This window comes from Pseudomonas sp. 24 E 13, from assembly GCF_900004715.1.
GTDB lineage: Bacteria > Pseudomonadota > Gammaproteobacteria > Pseudomonadales > Pseudomonadaceae > Aquipseudomonas > Aquipseudomonas orientalis_A.
In genome coordinates this window covers 104,057-126,396 of record NZ_CVTO01000099.1, presented here as the reverse complement: position 1 = coordinate 126,396, position 22,340 = coordinate 104,057, and the positions used below count along the sequence as shown (strand labels likewise).

Annotated in this window: 19 protein-coding genes and 1 pseudogene; 8 read left to right on the top strand and 12 right to left on the bottom strand. The window is 60.4% G+C overall.

Going from position 1 to position 22,340, the window contains the following annotated elements:
- Positions 1-100: 100 nt before the first annotated feature.
- The 4 genes from aspS to BFP90_RS07875 all read right to left on the bottom strand — a co-directional run bounded on the left by aspS (position 101) and on the right by BFP90_RS07875 (position 3,373).
- Positions 101-1,876 carry an aspartate--tRNA ligase gene (gene aspS / locus BFP90_RS07890; RefSeq protein WP_065895080.1) on the bottom strand — a complete coding sequence of 592 codons (1,776 nt, stop codon included), beginning with the start codon at positions 1,874-1,876 and terminating at the stop codon, positions 101-103.
- 108 nt (positions 1,877-1,984) lie between these two features.
- Positions 1,985-2,206: an FmdB family zinc ribbon protein gene (locus tag BFP90_RS07885; protein WP_003193872.1), complete on the bottom strand. Its 222-nt coding sequence runs from the start codon at positions 2,204-2,206 to the stop codon at positions 1,985-1,987.
- 172 nt (positions 2,207-2,378) lie between these two features.
- Positions 2,379-2,717 (bottom strand): ribbon-helix-helix domain-containing protein, encoded by a 339-nt coding sequence (locus BFP90_RS07880; RefSeq protein ID WP_065887599.1) that lies wholly within the window; start codon positions 2,715-2,717, stop codon positions 2,379-2,381.
- 182 nt (positions 2,718-2,899) lie between these two features.
- The gene (locus tag BFP90_RS07875; RefSeq protein ID WP_003193874.1) at positions 2,900-3,373 is read right to left on the bottom strand and encodes a Dps family protein; all 474 of its coding nucleotides are present in this window, start codon (positions 3,371-3,373) and stop codon (positions 2,900-2,902) included.
- Positions 3,374-3,800: 427 nt separating this feature from the next.
- On the opposite strand from BFP90_RS07875, the gene BFP90_RS29410 reads away from it, so the two are divergent.
- Positions 3,801-4,403: a cold-shock protein gene (locus BFP90_RS29410; protein WP_005790922.1), complete on the top strand. Its 603-nt coding sequence runs from the start codon at positions 3,801-3,803 to the stop codon at positions 4,401-4,403.
- Between the two features lie 71 nt (positions 4,404-4,474).
- Here the strand turns inward: BFP90_RS29410 and BFP90_RS07865 are convergent, their stop codons facing one another.
- Together BFP90_RS07865 and BFP90_RS07860 are read right to left on the bottom strand one after the other, a co-directional pair.
- Positions 4,475-4,681 (bottom strand): SlyX family protein, encoded by a 207-nt coding sequence (locus BFP90_RS07865; RefSeq protein ID WP_065895081.1) that lies wholly within the window; start codon positions 4,679-4,681, stop codon positions 4,475-4,477.
- 3 nt (positions 4,682-4,684) lie between these two features.
- A complete protein-coding gene (locus tag BFP90_RS07860; RefSeq protein WP_065896395.1) occupies positions 4,685-5,110 on the bottom strand; it encodes an HIT domain-containing protein in 426 nt (141 codons plus the stop codon).
- Positions 5,111-5,853: 743 nt separating this feature from the next.
- Between BFP90_RS07860 and BFP90_RS07855 the strand changes: the two genes are divergently transcribed.
- Positions 5,854-7,134 (top strand): OprD family porin, encoded by a 1,281-nt coding sequence (locus tag BFP90_RS07855; RefSeq protein WP_065887597.1) that lies wholly within the window; start codon positions 5,854-5,856, stop codon positions 7,132-7,134.
- A gap of 213 nt (positions 7,135-7,347) precedes the next feature.
- Here the strand turns inward: BFP90_RS07855 and BFP90_RS07850 are convergent, their stop codons facing one another.
- Together BFP90_RS07850 and BFP90_RS07845 are read right to left on the bottom strand one after the other, a co-directional pair.
- Positions 7,348-8,190: a mechanosensitive ion channel family protein gene (locus BFP90_RS07850; RefSeq protein WP_065895083.1), complete on the bottom strand. Its 843-nt coding sequence runs from the start codon at positions 8,188-8,190 to the stop codon at positions 7,348-7,350.
- A 137-nt stretch (positions 8,191-8,327) separates the two neighbouring features.
- Complete coding sequence (locus BFP90_RS07845) at positions 8,328-8,813, bottom strand: YajQ family cyclic di-GMP-binding protein (protein WP_065896394.1); 486 nt, start codon at positions 8,811-8,813, stop codon at positions 8,328-8,330.
- 123 nt (positions 8,814-8,936) lie between these two features.
- Here BFP90_RS07845 and BFP90_RS07840 point away from each other — a divergent pair, with 123 nt between their 5' ends.
- Genes BFP90_RS07840 through BFP90_RS07830 form a run of 3 tightly spaced genes read left to right on the top strand, consistent with a single transcriptional unit; the run spans position 8,937 to position 12,517 of the window.
- The gene (locus tag BFP90_RS07840) at positions 8,937-9,854 is read left to right on the top strand and encodes a putative 2-dehydropantoate 2-reductase (RefSeq protein ID WP_065896393.1); all 918 of its coding nucleotides are present in this window, start codon (positions 8,937-8,939) and stop codon (positions 9,852-9,854) included.
- Between the two features lie 45 nt (positions 9,855-9,899).
- Entirely contained in the window at positions 9,900-11,936 is a 2,037-nt protein-coding gene (locus BFP90_RS07835; RefSeq protein WP_065895143.1) for a sensor histidine kinase, read from the top strand.
- 2 nt (positions 11,937-11,938) lie between these two features.
- On the top strand, positions 11,939-12,517 hold the full coding sequence (locus tag BFP90_RS07830) for a cob(I)yrinic acid a,c-diamide adenosyltransferase (protein ID WP_065887594.1): 579 nt from the start codon (positions 11,939-11,941) through the stop codon (positions 12,515-12,517).
- A gap of 145 nt (positions 12,518-12,662) precedes the next feature.
- On the opposite strand, the gene BFP90_RS07825 is transcribed toward BFP90_RS07830, so the two are convergent.
- The 3 genes from BFP90_RS07825 to secA form a co-directional block, all read right to left on the bottom strand.
- The gene (locus tag BFP90_RS07825) at positions 12,663-13,607 is read right to left on the bottom strand and encodes a Nudix family hydrolase (RefSeq protein ID WP_065896451.1); all 945 of its coding nucleotides are present in this window, start codon (positions 13,605-13,607) and stop codon (positions 12,663-12,665) included.
- A 129-nt stretch (positions 13,608-13,736) separates the two neighbouring features.
- On the bottom strand, positions 13,737-14,954 hold the full coding sequence (gene argJ / locus BFP90_RS07820) for a bifunctional glutamate N-acetyltransferase/amino-acid acetyltransferase ArgJ (RefSeq protein WP_065895085.1): 1,218 nt from the start codon (positions 14,952-14,954) through the stop codon (positions 13,737-13,739).
- 120 nt (positions 14,955-15,074) lie between these two features.
- A complete protein-coding gene (gene secA / locus BFP90_RS07815) occupies positions 15,075-17,810 on the bottom strand; it encodes a preprotein translocase subunit SecA (protein WP_065887592.1) in 2,736 nt (911 codons plus the stop codon).
- 305 nt (positions 17,811-18,115) lie between these two features.
- Between secA and BFP90_RS07810 the strand changes: the two genes are divergently transcribed.
- Positions 18,116-18,571, top strand: a complete 456-nt coding sequence (locus BFP90_RS07810; RefSeq protein ID WP_065887591.1) for a DUF721 domain-containing protein — start codon at positions 18,116-18,118, stop codon at positions 18,569-18,571.
- A 3-nt stretch (positions 18,572-18,574) separates the two neighbouring features.
- On the opposite strand, the gene BFP90_RS07805 is transcribed toward BFP90_RS07810, so the two are convergent.
- Positions 18,575-20,053 (bottom strand): helicase HerA-like domain-containing protein, encoded by a 1,479-nt coding sequence (locus BFP90_RS07805; protein WP_065896392.1) that lies wholly within the window; start codon positions 20,051-20,053, stop codon positions 18,575-18,577.
- Positions 20,054-20,258: 205 nt separating this feature from the next.
- Between BFP90_RS07805 and BFP90_RS29525 the strand changes: the two are divergent.
- Both BFP90_RS29525 and BFP90_RS29520 read left to right on the top strand, forming a co-directional pair.
- A pseudogene (locus BFP90_RS29525) lies at positions 20,259-21,290 on the top strand (cache domain-containing protein); the annotation flags it as partial.
- Between the two features lie 93 nt (positions 21,291-21,383).
- Entirely contained in the window at positions 21,384-22,148 is a 765-nt protein-coding gene (locus BFP90_RS29520) for a methyl-accepting chemotaxis protein (protein WP_370671690.1), read from the top strand.
- The last annotated feature ends 192 nt before the right edge of the window (positions 22,149-22,340 follow it).

Genomic DNA, 22,340 nt, shown 5'->3' with positions numbered 1-22,340 from the left:
CCCGCCGCCGGCGAGATTTCCCTCTTTTAAACGCAAAGGCGCATCCGAAGATGCGCCTTTTTGACTGCTTACAACCTTATCGCGCTTTCACGCAGCAGCCTTACTCAGCCTTCGGCGTCTCGCGCAGACGGATGTGCAGTTCGCGCAGTGCCTTGGCATCCACCACACCCGGGGCCTGGGTCATGACGTCCGCGGCGCTCTGGGTTTTCGGGAACGCAATCACCTCACGGATCGACTGGGCGCCGGTCATCAGCATCACCAGACGGTCCAGGCCGAACGCCAAACCACCGTGCGGCGGCGCGCCGTATTTCAGCGCGTCGAGCAGGAAGCCGAACTTCTCTTCCTGTTCCGCTTCGTTGATGCCCAGCAGGCGGAACACCGCTTGTTGCATCTCCTTGCGGTGGATACGGATCGAACCGCCACCCAGCTCGGTGCCGTTGAGCACCATGTCGTAGGCACGGGACAGCGCGCCGGCCGGGTTGGCTTCCAGCTCGGCCGGGGAGCACTTCGGCGCGGTGAACGGGTGGTGCAAGGCGCTGAAGCTGCCGTCGTCGTTTTCTTCGAACATCGGGAAGTCGACAACCCACATCGGCGCCCATTCGCAGGTCAGCAGGTTCAGGTCGTGGCCCAGCTTGATGCGCAGCGCGCCCAGGGCCTCGCTGACGATCTTGGCCTTGTCGGCGCCGAAGAACACGATGTCGCCATCGACCGCACCAACGCGATCGAGGATTTCGTTCAGGTTGTCCAGCGGGATGTTTTTAACGATCGGCGATTGCAGACCATCAACGCCATTGGCGCGCTCGTTGACCTTGATGTAAGCCAGGCCCTTGGCACCGTAGATGCCGACGAACTTGGTGTAGTCGTCGATCTGCTTGCGCGGCATGCTCGCACCGCCCGGCACGCGCAGGGCGGCGATGCGGCATTTCGGGTCGTTGGCCGGGCCGCTGAACACCTTGAAGTCGACTTCTTTCAACTGGTCGGCCACGTCCACCAGTTCCAGCGGGTTACGCAGGTCCGGCTTGTCGGAACCGTAGCGGCGCATGGCTTCTTCGAAGGTCATGTGCGGGAAGTCGCCGAATTCCAGGTCCAGCACTTCCTTGAACAGGTTGCGGATCATTTGTTCGGTGAGACCCATGATCTCTTTTTCATCGAGGAAGCTGGTCTCGATGTCGATCTGGGTGAATTCCGGCTGGCGATCGGCGCGCAGGTCTTCGTCGCGGAAGCACTTGGCGATCTGGTAGTAACGGTCGAAGCCGGCCACCATCAGCAGCTGCTTGAACAGCTGCGGCGATTGCGGCAAGGCGAAGAAGCTGCCTGGGTGGGTACGGCTAGGCACCAGGTAGTCACGCGCGCCTTCCGGAGTGGCGCGGGTGAGGATCGGCGTTTCAACGTCAAGGAAGCCGTTCTCGTCGAGGAAGCGGCGGATGCTGGTGGTCATGCGCGAGCGCAGACGCAGCTTCTCGGCCATTTCCGGGCGACGCAGGTCCAGGAAGCGATAGCGCAGGCGAGTTTCCTCGCCAACGTCGGAATATTCGTTGAGCGGGAACGGCGGGGTTTCCGACTCGTTCAGCACCTGCAGCTCATAGCCCAGCACTTCAATGCCGCCGGACGCCATGTTCTTGTTCACCGCACCGGCCGGGCGCAGACGCACCTTGCCGGTGATTTTCACGACGTATTCGCTGCGCACGCGGTCGGCGGCAGCGAAGCTCTCGGCGCGATCCGGGTCGAACACCACCTGGGCCAGACCATCACGATCACGGATATCGAGGAAGATCACCCCGCCGTGGTCGCGGCGACGGTGAACCCATCCGCAAAGGGTGATTTCCTGACCTTCCAGGGTCTCGTTCAGTTGGCCGCAATAGTGGCTGCGCATCATGGTAGTGGTTTCACTTCTCGTAATTCGAAATTCGGTGGCAGGCCTGCCGCGTCACCGTACATTAAAGCAGGGGACGGATAATGCAGGAGCCTGCGCGTAGAGTTCAACTCAGTCTGCTTTGTCGCCGCCCGCCAGGTTCTTCTTGGCGCCGGTCTTGAAATCGGTCTCGTACCAGCCGCTGCCGCTCAGGCGGAAGCCCGGCATGGACAACATCTTTTTCAACTCAGGTGCCTGGCAGGCTGGGCAATCGACCAACGGCGCGGCGCTGATCTTCTGAATGGCTTCCAACTGATGACCACAGGAAGCACATTGATAGTCGTACATGGGCATGGAGATGTCTCGGCGATCAGATCGTAACGGCGCCACGCCCTGCCGTCGTGCATATAACCCGGCATGCGCAGCAAAGCGCGGGATTATATCTGGTAAATCGAGGCAGCGCAGCCGGCTTTCTGCCCGAGGCCCGGCCCGCCGCAAGCATGGGCCGGGGCCTGGCGCCCTCCAGTCAGACTGACCCGCAGGTGCCAACGCGATCTTTCAACAGGTGAACGACGCACACCACCCGCACCAGCCCGCTGAAGTTCTTCACGCCGCCATAACGCAGATGCACTTCGCGGTCGACATAGGACAACAACGCACTGACCGAGCAGGTATTGATCCTGGCTATTTCCGTCAGAATGTTCCAATAGATCTGTTCAAGCCGCAGGCACGTGGAAAACCCGTTGAGGCGCACCGACCGCGATAAGGGTTTGGCGAGCCCCATGTCGAACCCTTTCGCGAAAGGGTCGACCTTTATCTTGTGAAAACCTGCGGTTTCCACGCCCTTACCCAATCCACACGACATACACCTGACACTCCCTTGCCAAACATCGGTCCATGGGTTTGTCCCATTGGACGGTAGGCCTATAAAACCGCAGGAAGCGATGGGCAGCCAGAAGACGCGGGAGTTGGGCGTCGTAGGACAACGCCAGGAAACACAGGGAAACAAGTGGGTGGCGGCATGAAGACGCCACCCAAGCTTGACGGTTACTGGTTTTCGAGCAGCGAGCGCAGCATCCAGGCGGTTTTTTCGTGCACTTGCATACGCTGGGTCAGCAGGTCAGCCGTCGGCTCATCGCTGACCTTGTCGAGCAACGGGAAAATGCCCCGCGCGGTGCGAGTGACGGCCTCTTGGCCGGCCACCAGTTGCTTGATCATCTCTTCGGCGCTCGGCACACCCTCTTCTTCCTTGATCGAAGACAGACGGGCGTAGATCGAGTAGGCGCCCGGCGCCGGGAAGCCCAGGGCACGAATACGCTCGGCGATGGAATCCACCGCCAGTGCCAGTTCGTTGTACTGCTCCTCGAACATCAGGTGCAGCGTACGAAACATGGGGCCCGTGACGTTCCAATGGAAGTTGTGGGTCTTCAGATACAGTACATAGGTATCGGACAGCAGCCGCGAAAGTCCGTCGACGATGGATTTACGGTCTTCTTCACTGATACCAATATCGATTGCCATGTTTTTCCCCTTCAATTGATGAGCATTCATTGATCAGGTGCAGGACCACTCTAGCAAGAGTGTCGCTCACGTGCAGCCCGGCACGTCCAGGCGATGTGCGGCAAATCGCCCCGCATCGCTTGCGAGGCAGCGGCCGGCGAGCCTGTGTCCTGTAGGAAAAACGCTCGAGAGGCCGCTCAAATTACCTGCACCCGTCTAGGACAAGCCTTCGGCGCAAAAATGCCACCGCGATTGCAATACCCCGAAACGCTTGATTTGAGTAGGCACAGCCTTTGCTGTTAAATAGGCGCCGTGTGGCTGCCGTTCATTTCTGCGGCACGTCACATAGGCTGATACCCGCGCACGTGCTCAACGCCTCCCATTGTTCAGAAGCGAACCGTGCCAGTCAGCTCTTCCTTGTGATCCGTCTTAACGTGAGTTAATCAAAATGTTGAAAATCGTCCACCTGCTGACGGGCGTTGCGGCTTTGCTGCTGTCCTTTATCCCGAGCCTGCAGCCTGAAAGCCTGCCCTACCTGCAACAACACGACGCTCTATACCTGGCCTTGTTCGGCCTTCTCAACCTGACACTGGCACCGGTAATCCCTTACTGGAACAAAGGCACGCGTCATCAACTGCAAAACCTGGTCAGCGCGCTGCTGGTACTGACCGTTGTCGTTCAAACCCTCACCCTGCTGGCACCCATGCCTGAAGTGGGCGGCCACCCGGCCATCCTGCTCAGCCTGGTGATTGCTGTGGTCGCCATCGTTCTTCACCTGGCCATCAGCTTCTACCGTTCGTCCCCAGCGGCCGCGTCGCAAAACTACGACATGACCAACCGGGATACCGGGACCGTCAAGTGGTTCAACACCTCCAAAGGCTTCGGCTTCATTTCGCGCGACTCGGGCGACGATATCTTCGTCCACTTCCGGGCTATCCGCGGTGAAGGCCACCGCGTCCTGGTCGAAGGCCAGCGCGTGGAGTTCTCGGTGATGAACCGCGACAAAGGCCTGCAAGCTGAAGATGTAATCGCTGCCCTGCCGCGTCGCTGATTCCAGACGGCGCTGCAAAAAAAACCGCGATCCGGCGTTGCCCGGATCGCGGTTTTTTATTGCGCGCTCATTCAATAGTGCGGCGGCGGTGCTTCTTCTTCCGAGGTTTCGAACTGGCCGCCCATCTCTTCCTGGCGCTTGAGCAATGCGTTCATCTGCAATTGCAGGCGCTCCACGGCGTGCTGCTGGGCGACCAGAATGTCATTGAGGGTTTCGATGGTGTCGTCCTGGAAAGCCAGGCGGCTTTCCAGGTCGGTGACGCGATTTTGCAGGTCCATGGTTCAGTCCTGGGTAAAAATGAAGTCGGCAGGCAGCAATTCACGCAGTCGGCTGCGGATCGCCGCCACCTGCTCCGGGTTGTAGGGAACGGCCGGATGCCTGCCCCACACCGGCGCCGGCCAGGCTGCGTCATCGCGCTTGCGCACGATGACATGCACATGCAACTGGCTGACGACATTGCCCAGCGCGCCGATGTTCATCTTGTCGGCGCACAGGCCTTCGTTCAGCAGTTGGGCGAGGGTCGTCGTTTCCTGCCACAACCGCTGTTGATCGGCGACATCCAGCTGAAACACTTCGCTGATACCGTTGATACGCGGCACCAGGATGAACCAGGGGTAATTCGCATCATTGGACAGCAGCAGGCGACAGAGCGGGAAGTCCCCAATGGCCAGAGTGTCTTGTTGCAGGCGTTGATCTAAAGCGAACACGTGGGCACTCCGTTCGGCAGGTCAATTTCAGGTGCCCAGCATAACGCCGAATGCTCACGGCTTCACGGTGAATGCGCAGGAAGCCTTGAGGCAGACGGATCGCATCCACGCACCCTTTCGAGGCAACGGGAGGTTTGAACCACCCTACCTCGGGCCTCGAAGGGATGCACCAAAATGACCCAGCCGTGCCTCAAAGAGGTCCGGCGCCTACCCACATGGAGGGTCAATCGGTAACGTTTTGCCCAGGCGCTGGTTGGGTGGATCACAGAAAAGGGGTAACCCCTGCCTGCCAAGTGAGAACCAAATGGCTTAAAAAGCCCGTGTTTATGCGGTTTTTACATTCCCGTAACGTTTTTCACGAAAAAATGACATTCGATCAGCGCTTTGTGCACGCTTGTTGCATTCACCTCCTTATCGTCGGCAACGACACCTGGAGGGATGCCGGGGTTTCGCGATAGGAAACAGTAGCGTTTCAATGTGTACCAGGGACGGGTTTCAAACTTTTAAACCGTTTGAAGAGAACATTGAAGTTGTCAGCCAGGTGATAACCGGGCTGTGATTTGCGACACGGAGCTAGCAATTTACGACAGCCTCGTAAAGAAGCTGAAAGGATAGTTGAGTAAGTATCGTCAATAGCGCCGGCGTGAGATAACTTTGCGCCGACACAATAAAGAAAGAGCCGCCCAGATAAAAATACAGGTGGGACGGCAGTACTCTTCCTAAAACCAAAGGAGCAAATCACGATGCGCGTGATGAAGTGGAGCATGATCGCCCTGGCTGTTTCAGCAGGCACCTCGCAGTTCGCAATGGCGTCCGCCCAGGACGATTCCAAGGGCTTTGTTGAAGACAGCACGTTCAGCATCAATACTCGCGCTCTGTACTTCAGCCGCGACTTCCGTAACAACCCGTCGGGCCCCGGCTCCAAAAGCCGTGCCGAAGAAACCGGCCTGGGCTTCAACGCGTTGTACGAATCGGGCTTCACCCAGGGCACCGTTGGTGTCGGTGTCGACGTGATCGGCCTGATGGGCCTCAAGCTCGACAGCGGCAAGGGCCGCGCCGGCACCGGCCTGTTCCCTACCGGTTCCGACGGTCGCTCGCAGGACGATTACTCCAAAGGCGGCGCCGCCGTTAAGTTCCGCATCTCCAATACCGTGCTGAAAATCGGTGACCAGTACACCACAGCCCCTGTATTCGCTTCCGATGACAGCCGTCTGCTGCCCGAGCTGCCACAAGGCATTTCGATCACCAGCAACGAAATCAAGGGCCTGAAGCTCGAAGGCGGTCACTTCACTTCCAGCGTCGCGCAGAACCAGACCTTCCATGACAGCCTGGGCCTGACCAAGACCGACTTTGTCGGCGGTGTCTATGCCTTCACGCCTGAAGTCACCGGCAGCCTGTACTACGCGAAAACCGAAGATTACTTCCGCAAGTACTACAGCAACCTGAACTGGACCCACGCCCTGAGCGATGACCAGTCGTTCGCGCTGGACTTCAACATCTACGACACCAAGAGCGAAGGCGCCGGCCTGCAGCGCGCGGCGAAAGATGGCGTGACCAAGCTCGACAACCGCGCATTCAGCCTGCAGGGCGCGTACACCATCGGCGCTCACACCTTTACCCTGGCTGCGCAGAAGGTTTCCGGCGACGGCGACTACGGCTATGGCGTAGATGGCGGCGGCACCGTGTTCCTGGCCAACTCCATCGCCCGTTCCGACTTCAACGCCGAAGGCGAGAAGTCCTACCAGGCGCGTTACGACATCAACATGGCGACCTTCGGCATTCCCGGCCTGAGCTTCATGACCCGTTACGTTACCGGTAGCGGCGCCAACACGGCCACCACCAGCAACGGTAAAGAGTGGGAACGTGACATCGAAGCCAAGTACGTGATCCAGAGCGGCCCGGCTAAAAACCTCAGCCTGCGTCTGCGTCAAGCGACCTATCGTTCCGGTGATGGCGTTTACTACGGTTCGCCTTCGATCGACGAACTGCGTCTGATCGCGAACTACCCGCTGAACATCCTGTAATCGCGAAAGCCCTTACAACGATGACTTAAGGTTTCGACCTTGAATAAAAAGCCGCTCCCCTGTTTGCAAGGGAGCGGCTTTTTTATTGCAGTTATATGTCAACGGAAAAGTAACTAGCAAGCTAAGTAACTATTCAGTAAGACAGCGAATAATGATATTTCACCGTCGCGTTTAAGCTGACCTTTCGGCCAACTTAAACGCAACACGGCTTTATCACTTCACCGGGGCTTCCTGCATCACGCGAATAACGCGCTGCGGGAACGGAATATCAATGTCCGCCGCTTTCAAGCGGTCGCGCGCCAGTTCATTGAGCATGAACACAACATCCCAATAATCCGCAGTGTTGGTCCAGCAGCGCAGGGAAACGGTGATGGAACTGTCGCCCAGGGTCGATACCACGGCGACGGGCGCAGGGTCGGCCAGCACGCGCGGGTCCTTGGCCAGTTCCAGCAACACTTCACGGGCTTTCTGCAGGTCAGCCTCGTAGTCCACGCCCACATCGAACACGACCTTGCGGGTCGGCTGGCGGTTGGTGTTGGTGATGATGCCGTTGGACAGAATGCCGTTCGGCACGATCACGGTCTTGTTGTCGCCGGTACGCAGCACCGTGTGGAAAATCTGGATACTGTCGACGGTGCCCGAGGTGCCCTGGGCTTCGATCCAGTCACCGATACGGAACGGACGGAACAGCAGGATCAGCACGCCGCCGGCGAAGTTGGCCAGGCTGCCTTGCAGTGCCAGGCCGATAGCCAGGGTAGCCGCACCGATGGCGGCGACGAACGAGGTGGTTGCCACGCCGATCATCGACGCCACGCTGACGATCAGCATGACTTTCAGCGCAATGTTCGCAAGGCTGGTGATGAAGTGCTGCAGCGCCAGGTCGGCGTTACGCAGCGCCAGCAGGCGCCCTACGCGGTGGGTAAACACGTTGATCAGCCACCAACCGATGGCCAGGGTGATAACGGCCAGCAGCACCCGGCTGCCGTATTCCATGATCATCGGGATCCAGGACTGCGAGGTTTTGATCAAGTGATCCACTTCTGCGTTTAAATCCATGTAGCTTCTCCTGTCTTAGCGGATATGCGGCTTGATTGACTGCCTGAAAACGCAATTGAGCCCCGTAGGGCTCAATTGTAGGCGCCGATTCTGGGCCGTGGGACGTCAAAAACGGCCACAGGTTCCACAAATGGCCATCAGTCGCGGAAGTTATTGAATTGCAGCGGCATGTCGAACGTCTTGGCGCGCAGGGCCGCGATGGCCTCTTGCAGGTCGTCGCGCTTCTTGCCGGTGACACGCACCTGTTCGCCCTGGATGGCCGCCTGGACTTTGAGCTTGGCATCCTTGATGTGCGCGACGATCTTCTTCGCCAGCTCCTTGTCGATGCCTTCCTTGAGCTCGGCTTCCTGCTTCATCAGCTTGCCGGAAGCATAGGCGTCCTTGACTTCAAGGCACTGCACATCGATCTTGCGCTTGACCAGGGCCAGCTTGAGGATTTCGATCATCGCTTCCAGCTGGAAATCGGCTTCAGCGGTCAGGTTGACGGTCAGTTCCTTTTCCTTGAATTCGAAGCTGCCCTTGCCTTTCAAGTCATAGCGACGGTCCAGTTCCTTGACGGCGTTTTCGACGGCGTTGGTGACTTCGTGTTTGTCCAGTTCGGATACCACGTCGAACGAAGGCATGTCATTTCTCCAATATAAGGGGCGGGCTCAGTAGAGATGGAGCGCGCCCGAGCTAAAATGCCGGGGCATTATAGCGGTTCTTTCGCCGCGTTCACCGCTGGCGACCCCAAGGAGCACACACTGATGGCGACCACCTGGCATATTCTCGGCGCCGGTAGCCTGGGCACCCTCTGGGCCACGCGTCTGGCGCGGGCGGGCGTGCCGGTGCGGCTGATCCTGCGCGATCAGGCGCGCCTGGCCAGCTATGCGTCGGGCGCGGGCCTGACCCTGGTTGAACAAGGCATTGCGCACACCTACCGCGTAACCGGCGAAACGCCCGACAGCACTGAACCTATCCACCGCCTGCTGGTGGCGTGCAAAGCCTACGATGCCCAAAGCGCTGTCGCACAGTTGCAACATCGCCTGGCGCCTGACGCGGAACTGATCCTGCTGCAAAACGGCCTCGGCAGCCAGGATGCCGTGGCCGCGCAGGTGCCGCAGGCGCGTTGCATCTTTGCCTCCAGCACCGAAGGCGCGTTCCGCGATGGCGAGTGGCGCGTGGTATTTGCCGGCCACGGCTACACCTGGCTGGGGGACCCCGCGCGCCCGACCGCGCCGCTGTGGCTGGAGGACTTGCAGGCCGCCGCCATTGCCCATGAATGGAGCACCGATATTCTCACGCGCCTGTGGCGCAAGCTGGCGCTCAATTGTGCGATCAACCCGCTGACCGTGCTTTACCAGTGCCGCAACGGGGGACTCCAGGCCCATCAATGCGAAGTCGCCACCTTGTGCGCCGAATTGAGCGAACTGCTGGAGTGCTGCGGCCAGCCTGCGGCAGCGCAGGACTTGCTCAGTGAAGTGCAACGGGTGATCCAGGCCACCGCGGCCAACTACTCGTCCATGTACCAGGACGTGGCCAACGCGCGGCGTACCGAAATCAGCTACTTATTGGGCTATGCCTGCCAGGCGGCGGCTCGTCATCGACGGGTGCTGCCGCATCTGCAGCAGGTGCAGGCGCGTTTGATCGAGCACTTGGTTGCACGCCGATTGCCCCACGACTGAGGCACGCGCTACCCTGCCTTATATCTATTGCCTGCGAAAAACCTGATGCCACTGCGCCAGCGTCTTGAAAACTTACCGGTAGGGCAGAAATTGCTGGCCGCCCTGCTGGTACTGCTGACCACCGTATTGCTGGTGGCCAACCTGACCTTTATCAGCGCCGCCTACTGGATCTCCCAGGAAAGCATGGCGCCCCAGGCGTTGCAGGCCATCGGTCGACTGGTGTCCAACCCGGCACTCGCCGCCGAGGCCCTTCAGTCCCCGGACAAGGCCGACGCCCTGCTCAATGAACTGACCAGCTATTCACCGTTGCGCGCCGCCGCCCTGTACGACGGCGAGGGCAATCGCCTGGCGCAGATGCAACACGGCGACCGCCTGCACCTGCCCGACAATTACCGGCATGTCGAAGCCTGGCGCCTCACCGAGTTTCGCAGCAACCAGATCATCACCCTGCCCCGCCCCGGCCAGCCTTCGGGGCATTTGCTGCTGGTGGCCAGCAGTGAGCTACCGGTGGCGTTCTATACCGGCACCCTGACCGCGAGCCTGGGCATCCTGATTTTCAGCGTCTTGCTGTGGCTGGTGATTGCCCGGCAGATCAAACGCTTGATCACCCGCCCCATCCATGAGCTTGAAGAACTGTCGCGCCAGGTGACGCGCGAAGAGAACTACGCCCTGCGCGCAGCCCCCGGCAACCGTGACGAAATCGGCAGCCTGGCGGAAGCGTTCAACACCATGCTGTCGCGCATCGAGGCCCGTGAACAACAGCTCAAACGTGCGCGGGATGATTCCCAGGCCGCCTACGACCAGGCCCAGGGCCTGGCCGAGGAAACCCGCCATACCAACCGCAAGCTGGAACTGGAAGTCCAGGTGCGCAGCAAAATCGAGAAAAAACTCACCGGTTTTCAGAATTACCTCAACAGCATTATCGACTCAATGCCTTCAGCGCTGATTGCCTTGGACGAACAGCTCTACGTCACCCAGTGGAATCAGGAAGCCACTGCGCTTTCCGGCACGCGCCTGGATGAAGCCCTCAATCAGCCGATCTTCCTCGCGTTCCAACCGCTCAAGCCGTACCTGCCGCAAATCAAGGCCACGGTGGAACAGCACACGGTGGAGCGGATCGAGCGGGTCACCTGGGTCAAGGACGACGAGCCAAAGCACTACGCGCTGACGTTCTACCCGCTGATGGGCGGTGCCGGGCGTGGCGTGGTGATCCGCATCGACGACATCACCCAGCGCCTGTCCCTGGAAGAAATGATGGTGCAATCGGAAAAAATGCTCTCCGTCGGCGGCCTGGCGGCCGGCATGGCCCATGAAATCAACAACCCGCTGGGCGCGATCCTGCACAACGTGCAAAACATCCGGCGGCGCCTGTCACCCGACCTGCCCAGGAACCTGGAACACGCCGAACAGGCAGGTATCGAACTGGAAACCGTCAACCGTTACCTGCAAGCGCGCGAAGTCCCGCAATTACTTGACGGCATTCAGCAGGCGGGCGCGCGTGCAGCGAAAATCGTCACGCACATGCTCAGTTTCAGCCGACGCAGCAACCGGCAAATGGCGCCCTGCGACTTGCCGGCCCTGATCGACCAGGCCGTGGAGATCGCCGGTAACGATTTCGACCTGGCCATCGGCTTTGACTTCAAGGGCCAGGCAATCATTCGCCAGTTCGATCCGCAACTGGGCCCGGTGCCGGGCACGGCCAACGAACTGGAGCAAGTGCTGCTCAACCTGCTGAAAAATGCCGCCCAGGCGATTCACCTGCGTGAAGACGACAGCGAACCGGGGCGCATCATCCTGCGCACCCGCCTCAACCCGCCCTGGGCCGAAATCCAGGTGGAAGACAATGGCATCGGCATGAGCGAAAACGTGCGCAAACGCACCTTCGAGCCGTTCTTCACCACCAAGGAAATAGGCCAGGGCACCGGGCTTGGGTTGTCGGTGTCATATTTCATCATTACCAATAACCACAAGGGCCAGATGGAAGTGCACTCGACCCTCGGCCAAGGCACGTGTTTCACCTTGCGTCTGCCGCTGGCCGGCAGCCAATTATCCCCTGCTGAACTCACCCGACTGGAGCAATGACCATGGGCTTTCGCCTGTCAAAGATCTACACCCGCACCGGCGACCAGGGCGAAACCGGCCTCGGCGACGGCCGCCGCGTGCCCAAGGATCACCCCAGGGTCGAGGCCATCGGCGAGGTGGATACGCTGAACAGTCAGTTGGGGTTGCTGTTGGCCAATCTGGAGGAACAGAGCGGCAAGCACCCCGAATTGAATGATGTCATCGAAGTGCTCACGCCCTGTCAGCATCGATTGTTCGACCTCGGCGGCGAGCTGGCGATGCCGGTGTACAAAGCGTTGACGGCAGCGGAAGTGGATCGGCTGGAAGCGGCAATCGATCGCTGGAACGAAGAGGTAGGGCCGTTGGAGAATTTCATCCTGCCCGGTGGTTCAGCGCTGATCGCCCAGGCCCATGTGTGCCGCAGCCTGGCGCGCAGTGCCGAACGTCGCTGTCAGCACTTGAATGCGGTAGAACCGTTGGAAGGGGTGGGGTTGGCGTATATCAATCGGTTGTCGGACTTGCTGTTCGTGGCGGCCAGGGTGATTGCCCGGCGCCAGGGGGTGGCCGAGGTGTTGTGGCAGGCGGCTGCCAAGCCACACTGATGTTTTTTGGGTGCCTGGCAGGGCCTTGATCGTTCCCACGCTCTGCGTGGGAATGCCGCCCGGGACGCTCCGCGTCCGCCTTTAAAGGCGTGACGCGGAGCGTCACAGCATGCGTTACCACGCGGAGCGTGGGAACGATCACGCTTCAAGCTTGCGGCCAAAACGCCCGAATCCCCGCCACACCCTGCGCTCCAGCCGCCCACGCCTGCTCACGCTGCGCAGGCCCAACTCCGCCCAGTAGAAACACCGGCTTGCTGAATCCACGGATCAGCTCGGCCGCCTGCTCCCAACCCAACGGCTGCGCCTCGGGATGGGTTTGAGTCGGCTGAACCGGCGACAGCGTGACGAAATCCACGTCCATCAATTCCGCCAGCGCCAGCTCCTCAGCATTGTGGCAAGAAGCCGCCAGCCAACGATCCTCAGGCAGCGGACGGCCCTTGCTCGCATATTTGCGCAATTGCGCCGAGGTCATGTGCCAGCCGGCTGCGGGGAAATCCCCCAGCCATTCGAACGGCCCCTTGATCATCAATTGCGCCTTGCCGGCACACAGGCCCACCGCATCCACTGCCAGGTCACGGTATTTGGGGTCGTAGCCGTTGGGTGCGCGCAGTTGAACCAGCTTGATGCCACCGGCGATAGCCTTCTGGATGCCACGCAGCAGCGTCGGGGTTTCCAGCTCGCCAGGGGTGATCAGGTACTCGGCGGGCAAGCGCGCAGCAGCGACAATCGGTGTATTCGCCGCCGGGAACGCATAGTTGACCAGGTCCCGTGGCGTCACCCATTCCAACGGCTGCCCTTCAGCGCCGTGGGGTTCGCCGGTGAAGGCCGAGACCTCCCAGACATCCAGCAGCACCTGCTTGTCCGGGTAGTCATGTTGCACCTGGATCAACGGCCGCGCGGTGGTGACCTGGATACCCAGCTCTTCCTGCAATTCGCGGGACAAGGCCGTGGAGACCGATTCATTCGCCTCCACCTTGCCGCCGGGAAATTCCCAGAGGCCGCCTTGATGTTGAGTATCGGCGCGGCGTGCCAGCAGGATCCTGCCATCGACACCGCGGATCACCGCTGCTGCTACATGCACTCGTTTCACCGCCACTGCTTCCTCTCGTTATAACCCTTGTAGGAACGAGCTTGCTCGCGAAGAACGTCAACCATAACGCGTACACCCTGGATGAACGCGATGGCGTTGAGTTTTTCGCGAGCAAGCTCGCTCCTACTTTCAGGTGCGATATTCCGCGTTGATCTTCACGTATTCGTGGGACAGGTCCGTGGTCCAGATGGTTTCGCTGCACTCGCCGCGACCCAGCTCGATGCGGATGGTGATTTCTTCCTGCTGCATCACTGCCGAGCCCTGGGCTTCGGTGTAGGTTTCGGCGCGGGCGCCACGGCTGGCAATGCACACGTCGCCGAGGAACACGTCGATCTTACTCACGTCCAGGTCAGGCACCCCGGCGCGACCAACGGCTGCGAGGATGCGGCCCCAGTTCGGGTCGGAAGCGAACAAGGCGGTCTTGATCAGCGGCGAGTGCGCAACGGTGTAACCCACGTCCAGGCATTCCTGATGGTTGCCGCCGCCGTTGACTTCAACGGTGACGAACTTGGTCGCGCCCTCGCCGTCCCGCACGATGGCCTGGGCCACGTCCATGCACACCTCGAATACCGCCTGCTTCAACGCTGCAAACAGCGGGCCTTCGGTGGAGGTGATTTCCGGCAGGTTGGCCTGGCCGGTGGCGATCAGCATGCAGCAGTCGTTGGTGGAGGTGTCACCGTCGATGGTAATGCGGTTGAACGACTTGTTGGCGCCGTCCAGCATCAGGCGCTGCAGCACATCGCGGGAGACTTTGGCGTCAGTGGCGATATAACCGAGCATGGTGGCCATGTTCGGGCGGATCATGCCGGCGCCCTTGCTGATACCGGTCACGGTGACGGTGACGCCATCGTGCACGAACTGACGGCTCGCGCCCTTGGGCAAGGTGTCGGTGGTCATGATGCCGGTGGCCGCAGCCGCCCAGTTATCCACAGACAGGTCATCCAGCGCGGCTTGCAGGGCGCCTTCGATTTTCTCCACCGGCAGTGGCTCACCTATCACGCCGGTGGAATAGGGCAGCACCTGGCTGGCGTCTACGCCGGTCAACTGAGCCAGCTTGGCGCAGGTGCGCGCGGCGGCGACCAGGCCAGGCTCGCCGGTACCGGCGTTGGCGTTGCCGGTGTTGGTCAGCAGGTAACGAATCGACCCGGCCACACGTTGCTTGGCCAGGATCACCGGCGCAGCGCAAAAGGCGTTGAGGGTGAACACACCGGCGACGGTCGAGCCTTCGGCACAGCGCATCACCACCACATCCTTGCGCCCCGGACGCTTGATACCGGCCGAAGCGATACCGAGTTCAAAACCGGCGACCGGGTGCAATGTGGGCAAAGGACCAAGACCAACAGCCATGTATGCGCTCCTTGAGAGAGAGGATGTGTATGCCGTCACTGTCGACGGGAATTAATGGCAAAACGCCGCGACGGCTGATGCCGGTCGCGGCGCAGGATGTTGCAGCGTCAGGCGAAAATCTTATTCGATCTGGCCGTGGCAGTGTTTGAATTTCTTGCCCGAACCGCAGTAGCACAGCTCATTGCGGCCCAGCTTCTGATCATTGCGTACCGGGGTTTGAGCCAGGGCCACATCGACCTCTTCGCCCAACACTTCAGGCGCGTCCAGGCCAGGCGCTTCGTCATGCTGGAACTGCATGCGCGCAGCCAGTGCCTCGGCTTCCTGACGCAGACGTGCTTCTTCCTCGATCGGGTCTTCGCGACGCACCTGAACGTGGGACAGCACGCGAATCGAGTCGCGCTTGATCGAATCCAGCAGCTCGGAGAACAACGTGAACGACTCGCGCTTGTACTCCTGCTTCGGGTTCTTCTGGGCGTAGCCACGCAAATGGATACCGTGGCGCAAGTGGTCCATGGTCGACAGGTGGTCTTTCCACAGATCGTCCAGCACGCGCAGGACAATTTGCTTCTCGAAGGTGCGCAGTGCTTCGGCACTCGCCTGCTCTTCTTTCTCGTTGTACGCGGCCAGCAGCTCGGTCATCAGCTTCTCGCGCAGCGTCTCTTCGTACAGGTGATCGTCCTCGTCCAGCCACTGCTGAACCGGCAGGTCGACGCCGAAGTCGCTCTTCAACGCGGCTTCCAGGCCGGCCACATCCCACTGCTCAGGCAGCGACTGCGGCGGGATGTGCGCGCTGACGGTGGCGTTGAGCACGTCCTGGCGGAAGTCAGCGATGGTTTCGCCAATGTTGTCGGCGGCCAGCAACGTGTTACGCATGTGATAGATCACTTTACGTTGTTCGTTGTTGACGTCATCGAACTCGAGCAGCTGTTTACGGATGTCGAAGTTGCGCCCTTCTACCTTGCGCTGGGCCTTCTCGATGGCGTTGGTCACCATGCGGTGTTCGATCGCTTCCCCGGACTGCATGCCCAGGGCCTTCATGAAGTTCTTCACCCGGTCCGAGGCGAAGATACGCATCAGGCTGTCTTCCAGGGACAGGTAGAAACGGCTGGAACCGGCGTCACCCTGGCGACCGGCACGACCACGTAACTGGTTGTCGATACGGCGCGATTCGTGACGCTCGGACGCAATCACCTGCAAACCGCCGGATTCCAGCACGGCCTGGTGGCGTTTCTGCCAGTCCGCCTTGATCTGGGCGATCTGCTCGGGGGTCGGGTTGTCGAGGGAGGCCACTTCCACTTCCCAGTTACCGCCCAACAGGATGTCGGTACCACGACCGGCCATGTTGGTGGCGATGGTCAGCGCGCCGGGGCGACCGGCCTGGGCGATGATCTCGGCTTCCTTCTCGTGGAACTTGGCGTTGAGGACCTTGTGCTCGATGCCTTCCTTGTTGAGCAGGTTGGACACGTGCTCGGAAGTCTCGATGGTCGCGGTACCCACCAGGATCGGGCGGCCCTTGGCCATGCCGTCCTTGATGTCGTTGATGATCGCCGCGTATTTCTCTTCGGCGGTCAGGAACACCAGGTCGTTATAGTCTTTACGCGCCAGTGGCTTGTTCGGCGGGATGACCACCACCGACAGACCATAGATCTGGTGGAATTCGAACGCTTCGGTGTCGGCCGTACCGGTCATGCCGGACAGCTTGTTGTACAGACGGAAGTAGTTCTGGAAGGTGGTGGATGCCAACGTCTGGCTCTCGGCCTGGATATTGAGCATTTCCTTGGCTTCGATGGCCTGATGCAGGCCTTCGGACAGACGACGACCGGGCATGGTACGGCCGGTGTGTTCGTCGACCAGAACGACCTGGCCTTCCTGCACGATGTATTCGACGTTGCGATGGAACAGCTTGTGCGCGCGCAGGCCGGCATACACGTGGGTCAGCAGGCCCAGGTTATGCGCCGAGTAAAGGCTCTCGCCCTCGGCCAGCAGGCCGATCTGGGTCAGCATGTCTTCGACGAACTGGTGACCGGCTTCGTTGAGTTCGACCTGACGGGTCTTCTCGTCAATGGTGAAGTGACCTTCTTTGGTCACCACGCCTTCGACTTCCTCGATGTGCTGCTCCAGGCGCGGGATCAACTTGTTGATCTCGGTGTACAGGCGCGAGCTGTCTTCGGCCTGGCCGGAGATGATCAGCGGGGTACGGGCTTCGTCGATGAGGATGGAGTCGACTTCGTCGATCACGGCAAAGTTGAGTTCGCGCTGGAATTTTTCTTCCATGCTGAACGCCATGTTGTCGCGCAGGTAGTCGAAACCGAATTCGTTGTTGGTGCCGTAGGTGATGTCGGCGGCGTAGGCGGCGCGCTTCTCTTCCGGCGGCTGGAACGGCGTTACCACGCCGACGGTCAGGCCGAGGAATTCATACAGCGGGCGCATCCAGTTGGCGTCGCGGCGAGCCAGGTAGTCGTTCACCGTCACAACGTGCACGCCCTTGCCGGACAATGCGTTGAGGTAAACGCCCAGGGTTGCCACCAGGGTCTTGCCTTCACCGGTGCGCATTTCGGCAATCATGCCTTCATGCAAGGTCATGCCGCCGATCAACTGGACGTCGAAGTGGCGCATGCCCATGACGCGTTTACCGGCTTCACGGGCGACCGCAAAGGCTTCGGGAAGCAGCTTGTCGAGGGTTTCACCTTTGGCTATGCGGGCCTTGAACTCTTCGGTCTTGGCGCGCAATTGCTCGTCCGACAGGGCAACCATCTGCTCTTCGAAGGCATTGACCAGCTGCACCGTCTTGAGCATGCGTTTGACTTCGCGCTCATTCTTGCTTCCAAAAAGTTTCTTTAACAAAGGCGCAAACATATCGGCAGGTTCTTCCACACATAGGGATGGAGGGCGCACCGTCAGTGGCCCGAGCAGCCCTCACGGCCGCATGCGAACGCGCATTCTACCCGGAATCGTGGGTGAGGAAAGTGGCGTTGTTCCCGGATGCGGGCACGGCGCTGTGAGAGGGCCTGTTTAAAATAAGGGCTTTTGCTGGAACTTCAACCCATCAAGCGCAGAAGTTACTTATTGATTTCACGGGAAAAGCCCTGCCGATGCATGGCTTCGGGGCCCACAGGCGCTTTCTGTTAAGATGGCGGCTCTGTTACCTAAGGTGTCTAAACATGGCATTTCGCCCTCTTCCAGCCCGCGCTCCCGGCGTGTTGCTTCGCGAAGCCAAGCCGTTGAAAGCCATCTTTGGCCACGCGAAACGGCTGGGGCATTTGCAACGCCTGCTTGAAAGCCAGTTGCAACCGGCCGCGCGCGAACACTGTCATGTGGCGTCCTGGCGTGAAGGCAATCTGCTATTAATTGTCACTGACGGCCATTGGGCGACCCGTTTGCGTTACCAGCAAAAACGCCTGCAGCGCCAATTGATGGTGTTCGATGAGTTTGCCGGCCTGGTGCGTATCCAGTTCAAGGTCCAGCCGCCCACCGTGCTGCGCAGCACGGCGGGGCATACGATGGACCTGTCGGAAAATGCCGCCGAAACCCTCCAGGCCACCGCTGAAGGGATCAACGATCCGGGTCTGCGCGCGGCACTGCAACGGCTGGCCGCCCATGCCAGGCCCAAACCCTGAACCTCACTTGCGCTTGCTGCCGCCCAGCAACGAGCCCAGCAAGCCGCGCACCAACTGCCGCCCCATCTGATTGGCGGCCTGCTGCATGGCGGATTTCAGCGCCTTGCCTGCCGTGGTTCCCAGGAACGCACCGGCCTTGTCGGTGAAGCTGGGCTCTTGCGTGGCGGGCTTGGTCTCATCGGTCGGCCCCAAGTCCTTGCGCGCCATCAGCACCTCGTAGGCCGATTCGCGGTCAATCGGCTTGTCGTAACGGCCCTGCAGCGGCGAACTGGCGATCAATGCCGCCCGTTCGGCCTCGGTCAGCGGCCCGATCCGCGACTGTGGCGGTGCGACCAGCACTCGCTGGACCACCTCCGGCGTGCCCTTTTCCTGCAAGGTGCCCACCAGCGCTTCACCGGTGCCCAACTCGGTCAGCACCGCCAGGGCATCGAAGGCCGGGTTGGGGCGGAAACCGTCCGCCACCGCCCGCAGGGATTTTTGCTCTTTGGTGGTGAATGCCCGCAGGCCATGCTGAATACGCAGGCCCAGTTGCGCCAGCACCGTGTCAGGCAAGTCGCCCGGCGATTGCGTGACGAAGTACACGCCCACCCCTTTGGAGCGAATCAACCGCACCACTTGCTCCAGACGGTCCTGCAACGCCTTGGGTGTGTCGGCGAACAACAGGTGCGCTTCATCGAAAAACAGCGCCAACAGCGGTTTTTCCGCATCACCGCGCTCGGGCAACTGCTCGAACAGTTCCGCCAGCAGCCACAACAGGAAGGTCGCATAGACCTTCGGCGCGTCATGCACCAGGCGGCTGGCGTCCAGCAGATGGATACGGCCGCGCCCGTCGCCGGCGGGCTGCAAAATATCCTCGAGCTGCAGGGCCGGCTCGCCGAACAGCGCCTCGGCGCCCTGCTGCTCCAGCACCGCGAGACGCCGCAACAACGCCTGGCTGGAACCGGTGGTCATCAACGCCGCATCGTCACCCAACAGTTCAGGGTGATAACGCAGGTGGTTGAGCAATGCCTTGAGGTCTTTAAGGTCCAGCAGCAGCAGGCCCTCACGGTCGGCCACCTTGAACGTCGCGTACAGCGCCGACTGCTGGCTGTCGGTGAGTTCCAGCAGGCTGCCGAGCAACAACGGGCCCATTTCACTGATGGTGGTGCGCAACGGATGACCGGACTGACCGTGGATATCCCACAGCGTGACCGGATAAGCCTTTGGCGCGTAATCAAGGAAGGGCATCCCGGCGATGCGTTCGGCGACTTTGCCCTGGGGATTGGCCGCAGCGCCCAGGCCGCACAGGTCGCCCTTGATGTCGGCGGCGAATACCGCCACCCCCGCGTCACTGAACGCTTCGGCCAGGCGCTGCAAGGTGACGGTCTTGCCGGTGCCCGTGGCGCCGGCGATCAACCCGTGACGGTTGGCCAGGCGCATGGGCTGGGCGATGGGCTGGCCATCCGGGCCGGCACCGATAAGCAGTTGTGTGGAGTCAGGCATTTCGTCACCTATGGTTAATCTTTAGTGCCGCGAGGTCGATATAGACGGATGTAAGCCCGACAAAGACTAAAAAATAGTCAGATAATTCCTATACGGCCCAACGGAGCTATCAGCAGAAATATCACACCTTTTTTTACGCTGCCATTTTGCGCCTTGTCTAGAGGGCGCGCCCCGGACATCAAGACCTTAGCGGACCTTACAAGCCATGAATAAAAACCTGCGCTTCAGCCACAAAATTTTGCTTGCAGCCTCCCTTATCGTCATCGCCGCCTTTGCGTTGTTTACCCTCTATAACGACTACCTTCAGCGCAATGCGATTCGTGACGATCTCAATAGCTACCTGCATGAAATGGGCGACGTCACCACCGGCAGTATTCAGACCTGGCTCACCGGGCGTATCGCGCTGGTCGAAAACGCCGCACAGAATATCGCCCTCAATCCCGAGCCTTCCGTGGTTGCCAGCCTGCTGGAACAGAAAGCCCTGACCTCATCGTTCATGGCCACCTACGTCGGCGACAGCCAGGGCAAGTTCACGATCCGCCCCGACACCAAGATGCCCGACGGTTTCGACCCGCGTGTGCGCCCCTGGTACAAGGACGCCCAGAACAGCAACGGCTCGACCCTGACCGAGCCCTATATCGACGCGGCCACGGGGAGTTTGATTATTTCCATCGCCACCCCGAGTGCCAAGGCCGGCCAGAGCATCGGCGTGGTGGGCGGTGATCTGAGCCTGCAAACCCTGGTGGACAACATTGGCGCGCTGGACCTGGGCGGCATGGGTTACGCGTTCCTGGTCAGCGCCGACGGCAAAGTGCTGGTGCACCCGGACAAGGCTCTGGTCATGAAGACCCTGGCTGACGTGTACCCCAACGACACGCCGAAGATCAGCGCTGATTTCAGCGAAGTGCAGGCCAATGGCAAGACCAATATCGTTACGTTTACCCCGATCAAGGGCCTGCCCTCGGTAAACTGGTACCTGGGCATTTCGGTGGATAAAGCCAAATCGTTCGCCATGCTCACCCAGTTCCGCACGTCGGCAGTCATCGCCACCCTCATCGCCGTGGTGATCATCATTGCGTTGCTGGGCATGCTGATCCGCGTGTTGTTGCAACCGCTGCACGTGATGACCCGCGCCATGCAGGACATTGCCGACGGCGAAGGCGACCTGACCCGGCGCCTGACCATCCAGAACAACGACGAGTTCGGCACCCTGGGCACCGCATTCAACCGTTTCGTGGAGCGCATCCACACCTCGATCCGCGAAGTGTCATCGGCCACCGAGCAGGTCAATGAAGTGGCACTGCGGGTGGTCAGCGCGTCCAACTCGTCGATGGTCAATTCGGATGAACAGGCCAACCGCACCAACAGCGTTGCCGCTGCGATCAATCAACTGGGCGCCGCCGCCCAGGAAATCGCGCGCAACGCGGCGCAGGCCTCCAGCCAGGCCAGTGATGCGCGGCATTTGGCCGAAGACGGTCAGCAGGTGGTAGAGCGCAATATCAAGGCCATGACCCAGCTGTCGAGCATGATCAGCGCCTCCAGCAGCAATATCGAGGCGCTGAACAGCAAGACGGTGAACATTGGCCAGATCCTTGAAGTGATCACCAGTATTTCCCAGCAAACCAACTTGCTCGCACTCAACGCCGCCATCGAAGCCGCGCGTGCCGGAGAAGCCGGTCGCGGCTTCGCGGTGGTCGCCGATGAAGTGCGCAACCTGGCGCACCGCACCCAGGAATCGGCGCAACAGGTGCAGAAGATGATCGAGGAACTGCAAGTCGGCGCCCGCGACTCGGTGAGCACCATGAGTGAAAGTCAGCGCCACAGCCAGGACAGCGTGGAAATCGCCAACCTGGCCGGCGAGCGCTTGAACAGCGTGACCCAGCGCATTGGCGAGATCGACGGGATGAACCAGTCCGTGGCCACCGCCACCGAAGAGCAGACCTCGGTCGTGGAGTCGATCAATATGGACATTACTGAAATCAACACCCTCAACCAGGAAGGCGTGGAAAACCTGCAATCGACGCTGCGCGCCTGCACGGACCTGGAGCAACAGGCGTCGCGCCTGAAGCAATTGGTGGGCAGCTTCCGCATCTGATACACAGAGGAGCTTGGCGGTACTCGGTAAAAAGTGACTATCTTACTGATGCTCCACAATCCAAATGTGGGAGGGGGCTTGCCCCCGATGGCGGCCTCTGGGCCGGCCAGGATGTTGGATTGGACCGAGTACATATCCGTTTCTGCGGTCACGGCTGCTAATGGTTCCGCTTTTACAGCGGCTCACTTTTGA

Excerpts from the sequence above, each read along its gene's own strand:
- aspS (WP_065895080.1), bottom strand. The coding sequence starts at position 1,876 with ATGATGCGCAGCCACTATTGCGGCCAACTGAACGAGACCCTGGAAGGT.
- BFP90_RS07850 (WP_065895083.1), bottom strand. The coding sequence starts at position 8,190 with ATGGATTTAAACGCAGAAGTGGATCACTTGATCAAAACCTCGCAGTCC.
- BFP90_RS29410 (WP_005790922.1), top strand. The coding sequence starts at position 3,801 with ATGTTGAAAATCGTCCACCTGCTGACGGGCGTTGCGGCTTTGCTGCTG.
- BFP90_RS07845 (WP_065896394.1), bottom strand. The coding sequence starts at position 8,813 with ATGCCTTCGTTCGACGTGGTATCCGAACTGGACAAACACGAAGTCACC.
- BFP90_RS07810 (WP_065887591.1), top strand. The coding sequence starts at position 18,116 with ATGGCATTTCGCCCTCTTCCAGCCCGCGCTCCCGGCGTGTTGCTTCGC.
- BFP90_RS07835 (WP_065895143.1), top strand. The coding sequence starts at position 9,900 with ATGCCACTGCGCCAGCGTCTTGAAAACTTACCGGTAGGGCAGAAATTG.
- argJ (WP_065895085.1), bottom strand. The coding sequence starts at position 14,954 with ATGGCTGTTGGTCTTGGTCCTTTGCCCACATTGCACCCGGTCGCCGGT.
- BFP90_RS07805 (WP_065896392.1), bottom strand. The coding sequence starts at position 20,053 with ATGCCTGACTCCACACAACTGCTTATCGGTGCCGGCCCGGATGGCCAG.
- BFP90_RS29520 (WP_370671690.1), top strand. The coding sequence starts at position 21,384 with ATGGTCAATTCGGATGAACAGGCCAACCGCACCAACAGCGTTGCCGCT.
- BFP90_RS07875 (WP_003193874.1), bottom strand. The coding sequence starts at position 3,373 with ATGGCAATCGATATTGGTATCAGTGAAGAAGACCGTAAATCCATCGTC.
- BFP90_RS07885 (WP_003193872.1), bottom strand. The coding sequence starts at position 2,206 with ATGCCCATGTACGACTATCAATGTGCTTCCTGTGGTCATCAGTTGGAA.
- secA (WP_065887592.1), bottom strand. The coding sequence starts at position 17,810 with ATGTTTGCGCCTTTGTTAAAGAAACTTTTTGGAAGCAAGAATGAGCGC.
- BFP90_RS07855 (WP_065887597.1), top strand. The coding sequence starts at position 5,854 with ATGCGCGTGATGAAGTGGAGCATGATCGCCCTGGCTGTTTCAGCAGGC.
- BFP90_RS07830 (WP_065887594.1), top strand. The coding sequence starts at position 11,939 with ATGGGCTTTCGCCTGTCAAAGATCTACACCCGCACCGGCGACCAGGGC.
- BFP90_RS07865 (WP_065895081.1), bottom strand. The coding sequence starts at position 4,681 with ATGGACCTGCAAAATCGCGTCACCGACCTGGAAAGCCGCCTGGCTTTC.
- BFP90_RS07840 (WP_065896393.1), top strand. The coding sequence starts at position 8,937 with ATGGCGACCACCTGGCATATTCTCGGCGCCGGTAGCCTGGGCACCCTC.
- BFP90_RS07880 (WP_065887599.1), bottom strand. The coding sequence starts at position 2,717 with ATGTCGTGTGGATTGGGTAAGGGCGTGGAAACCGCAGGTTTTCACAAG.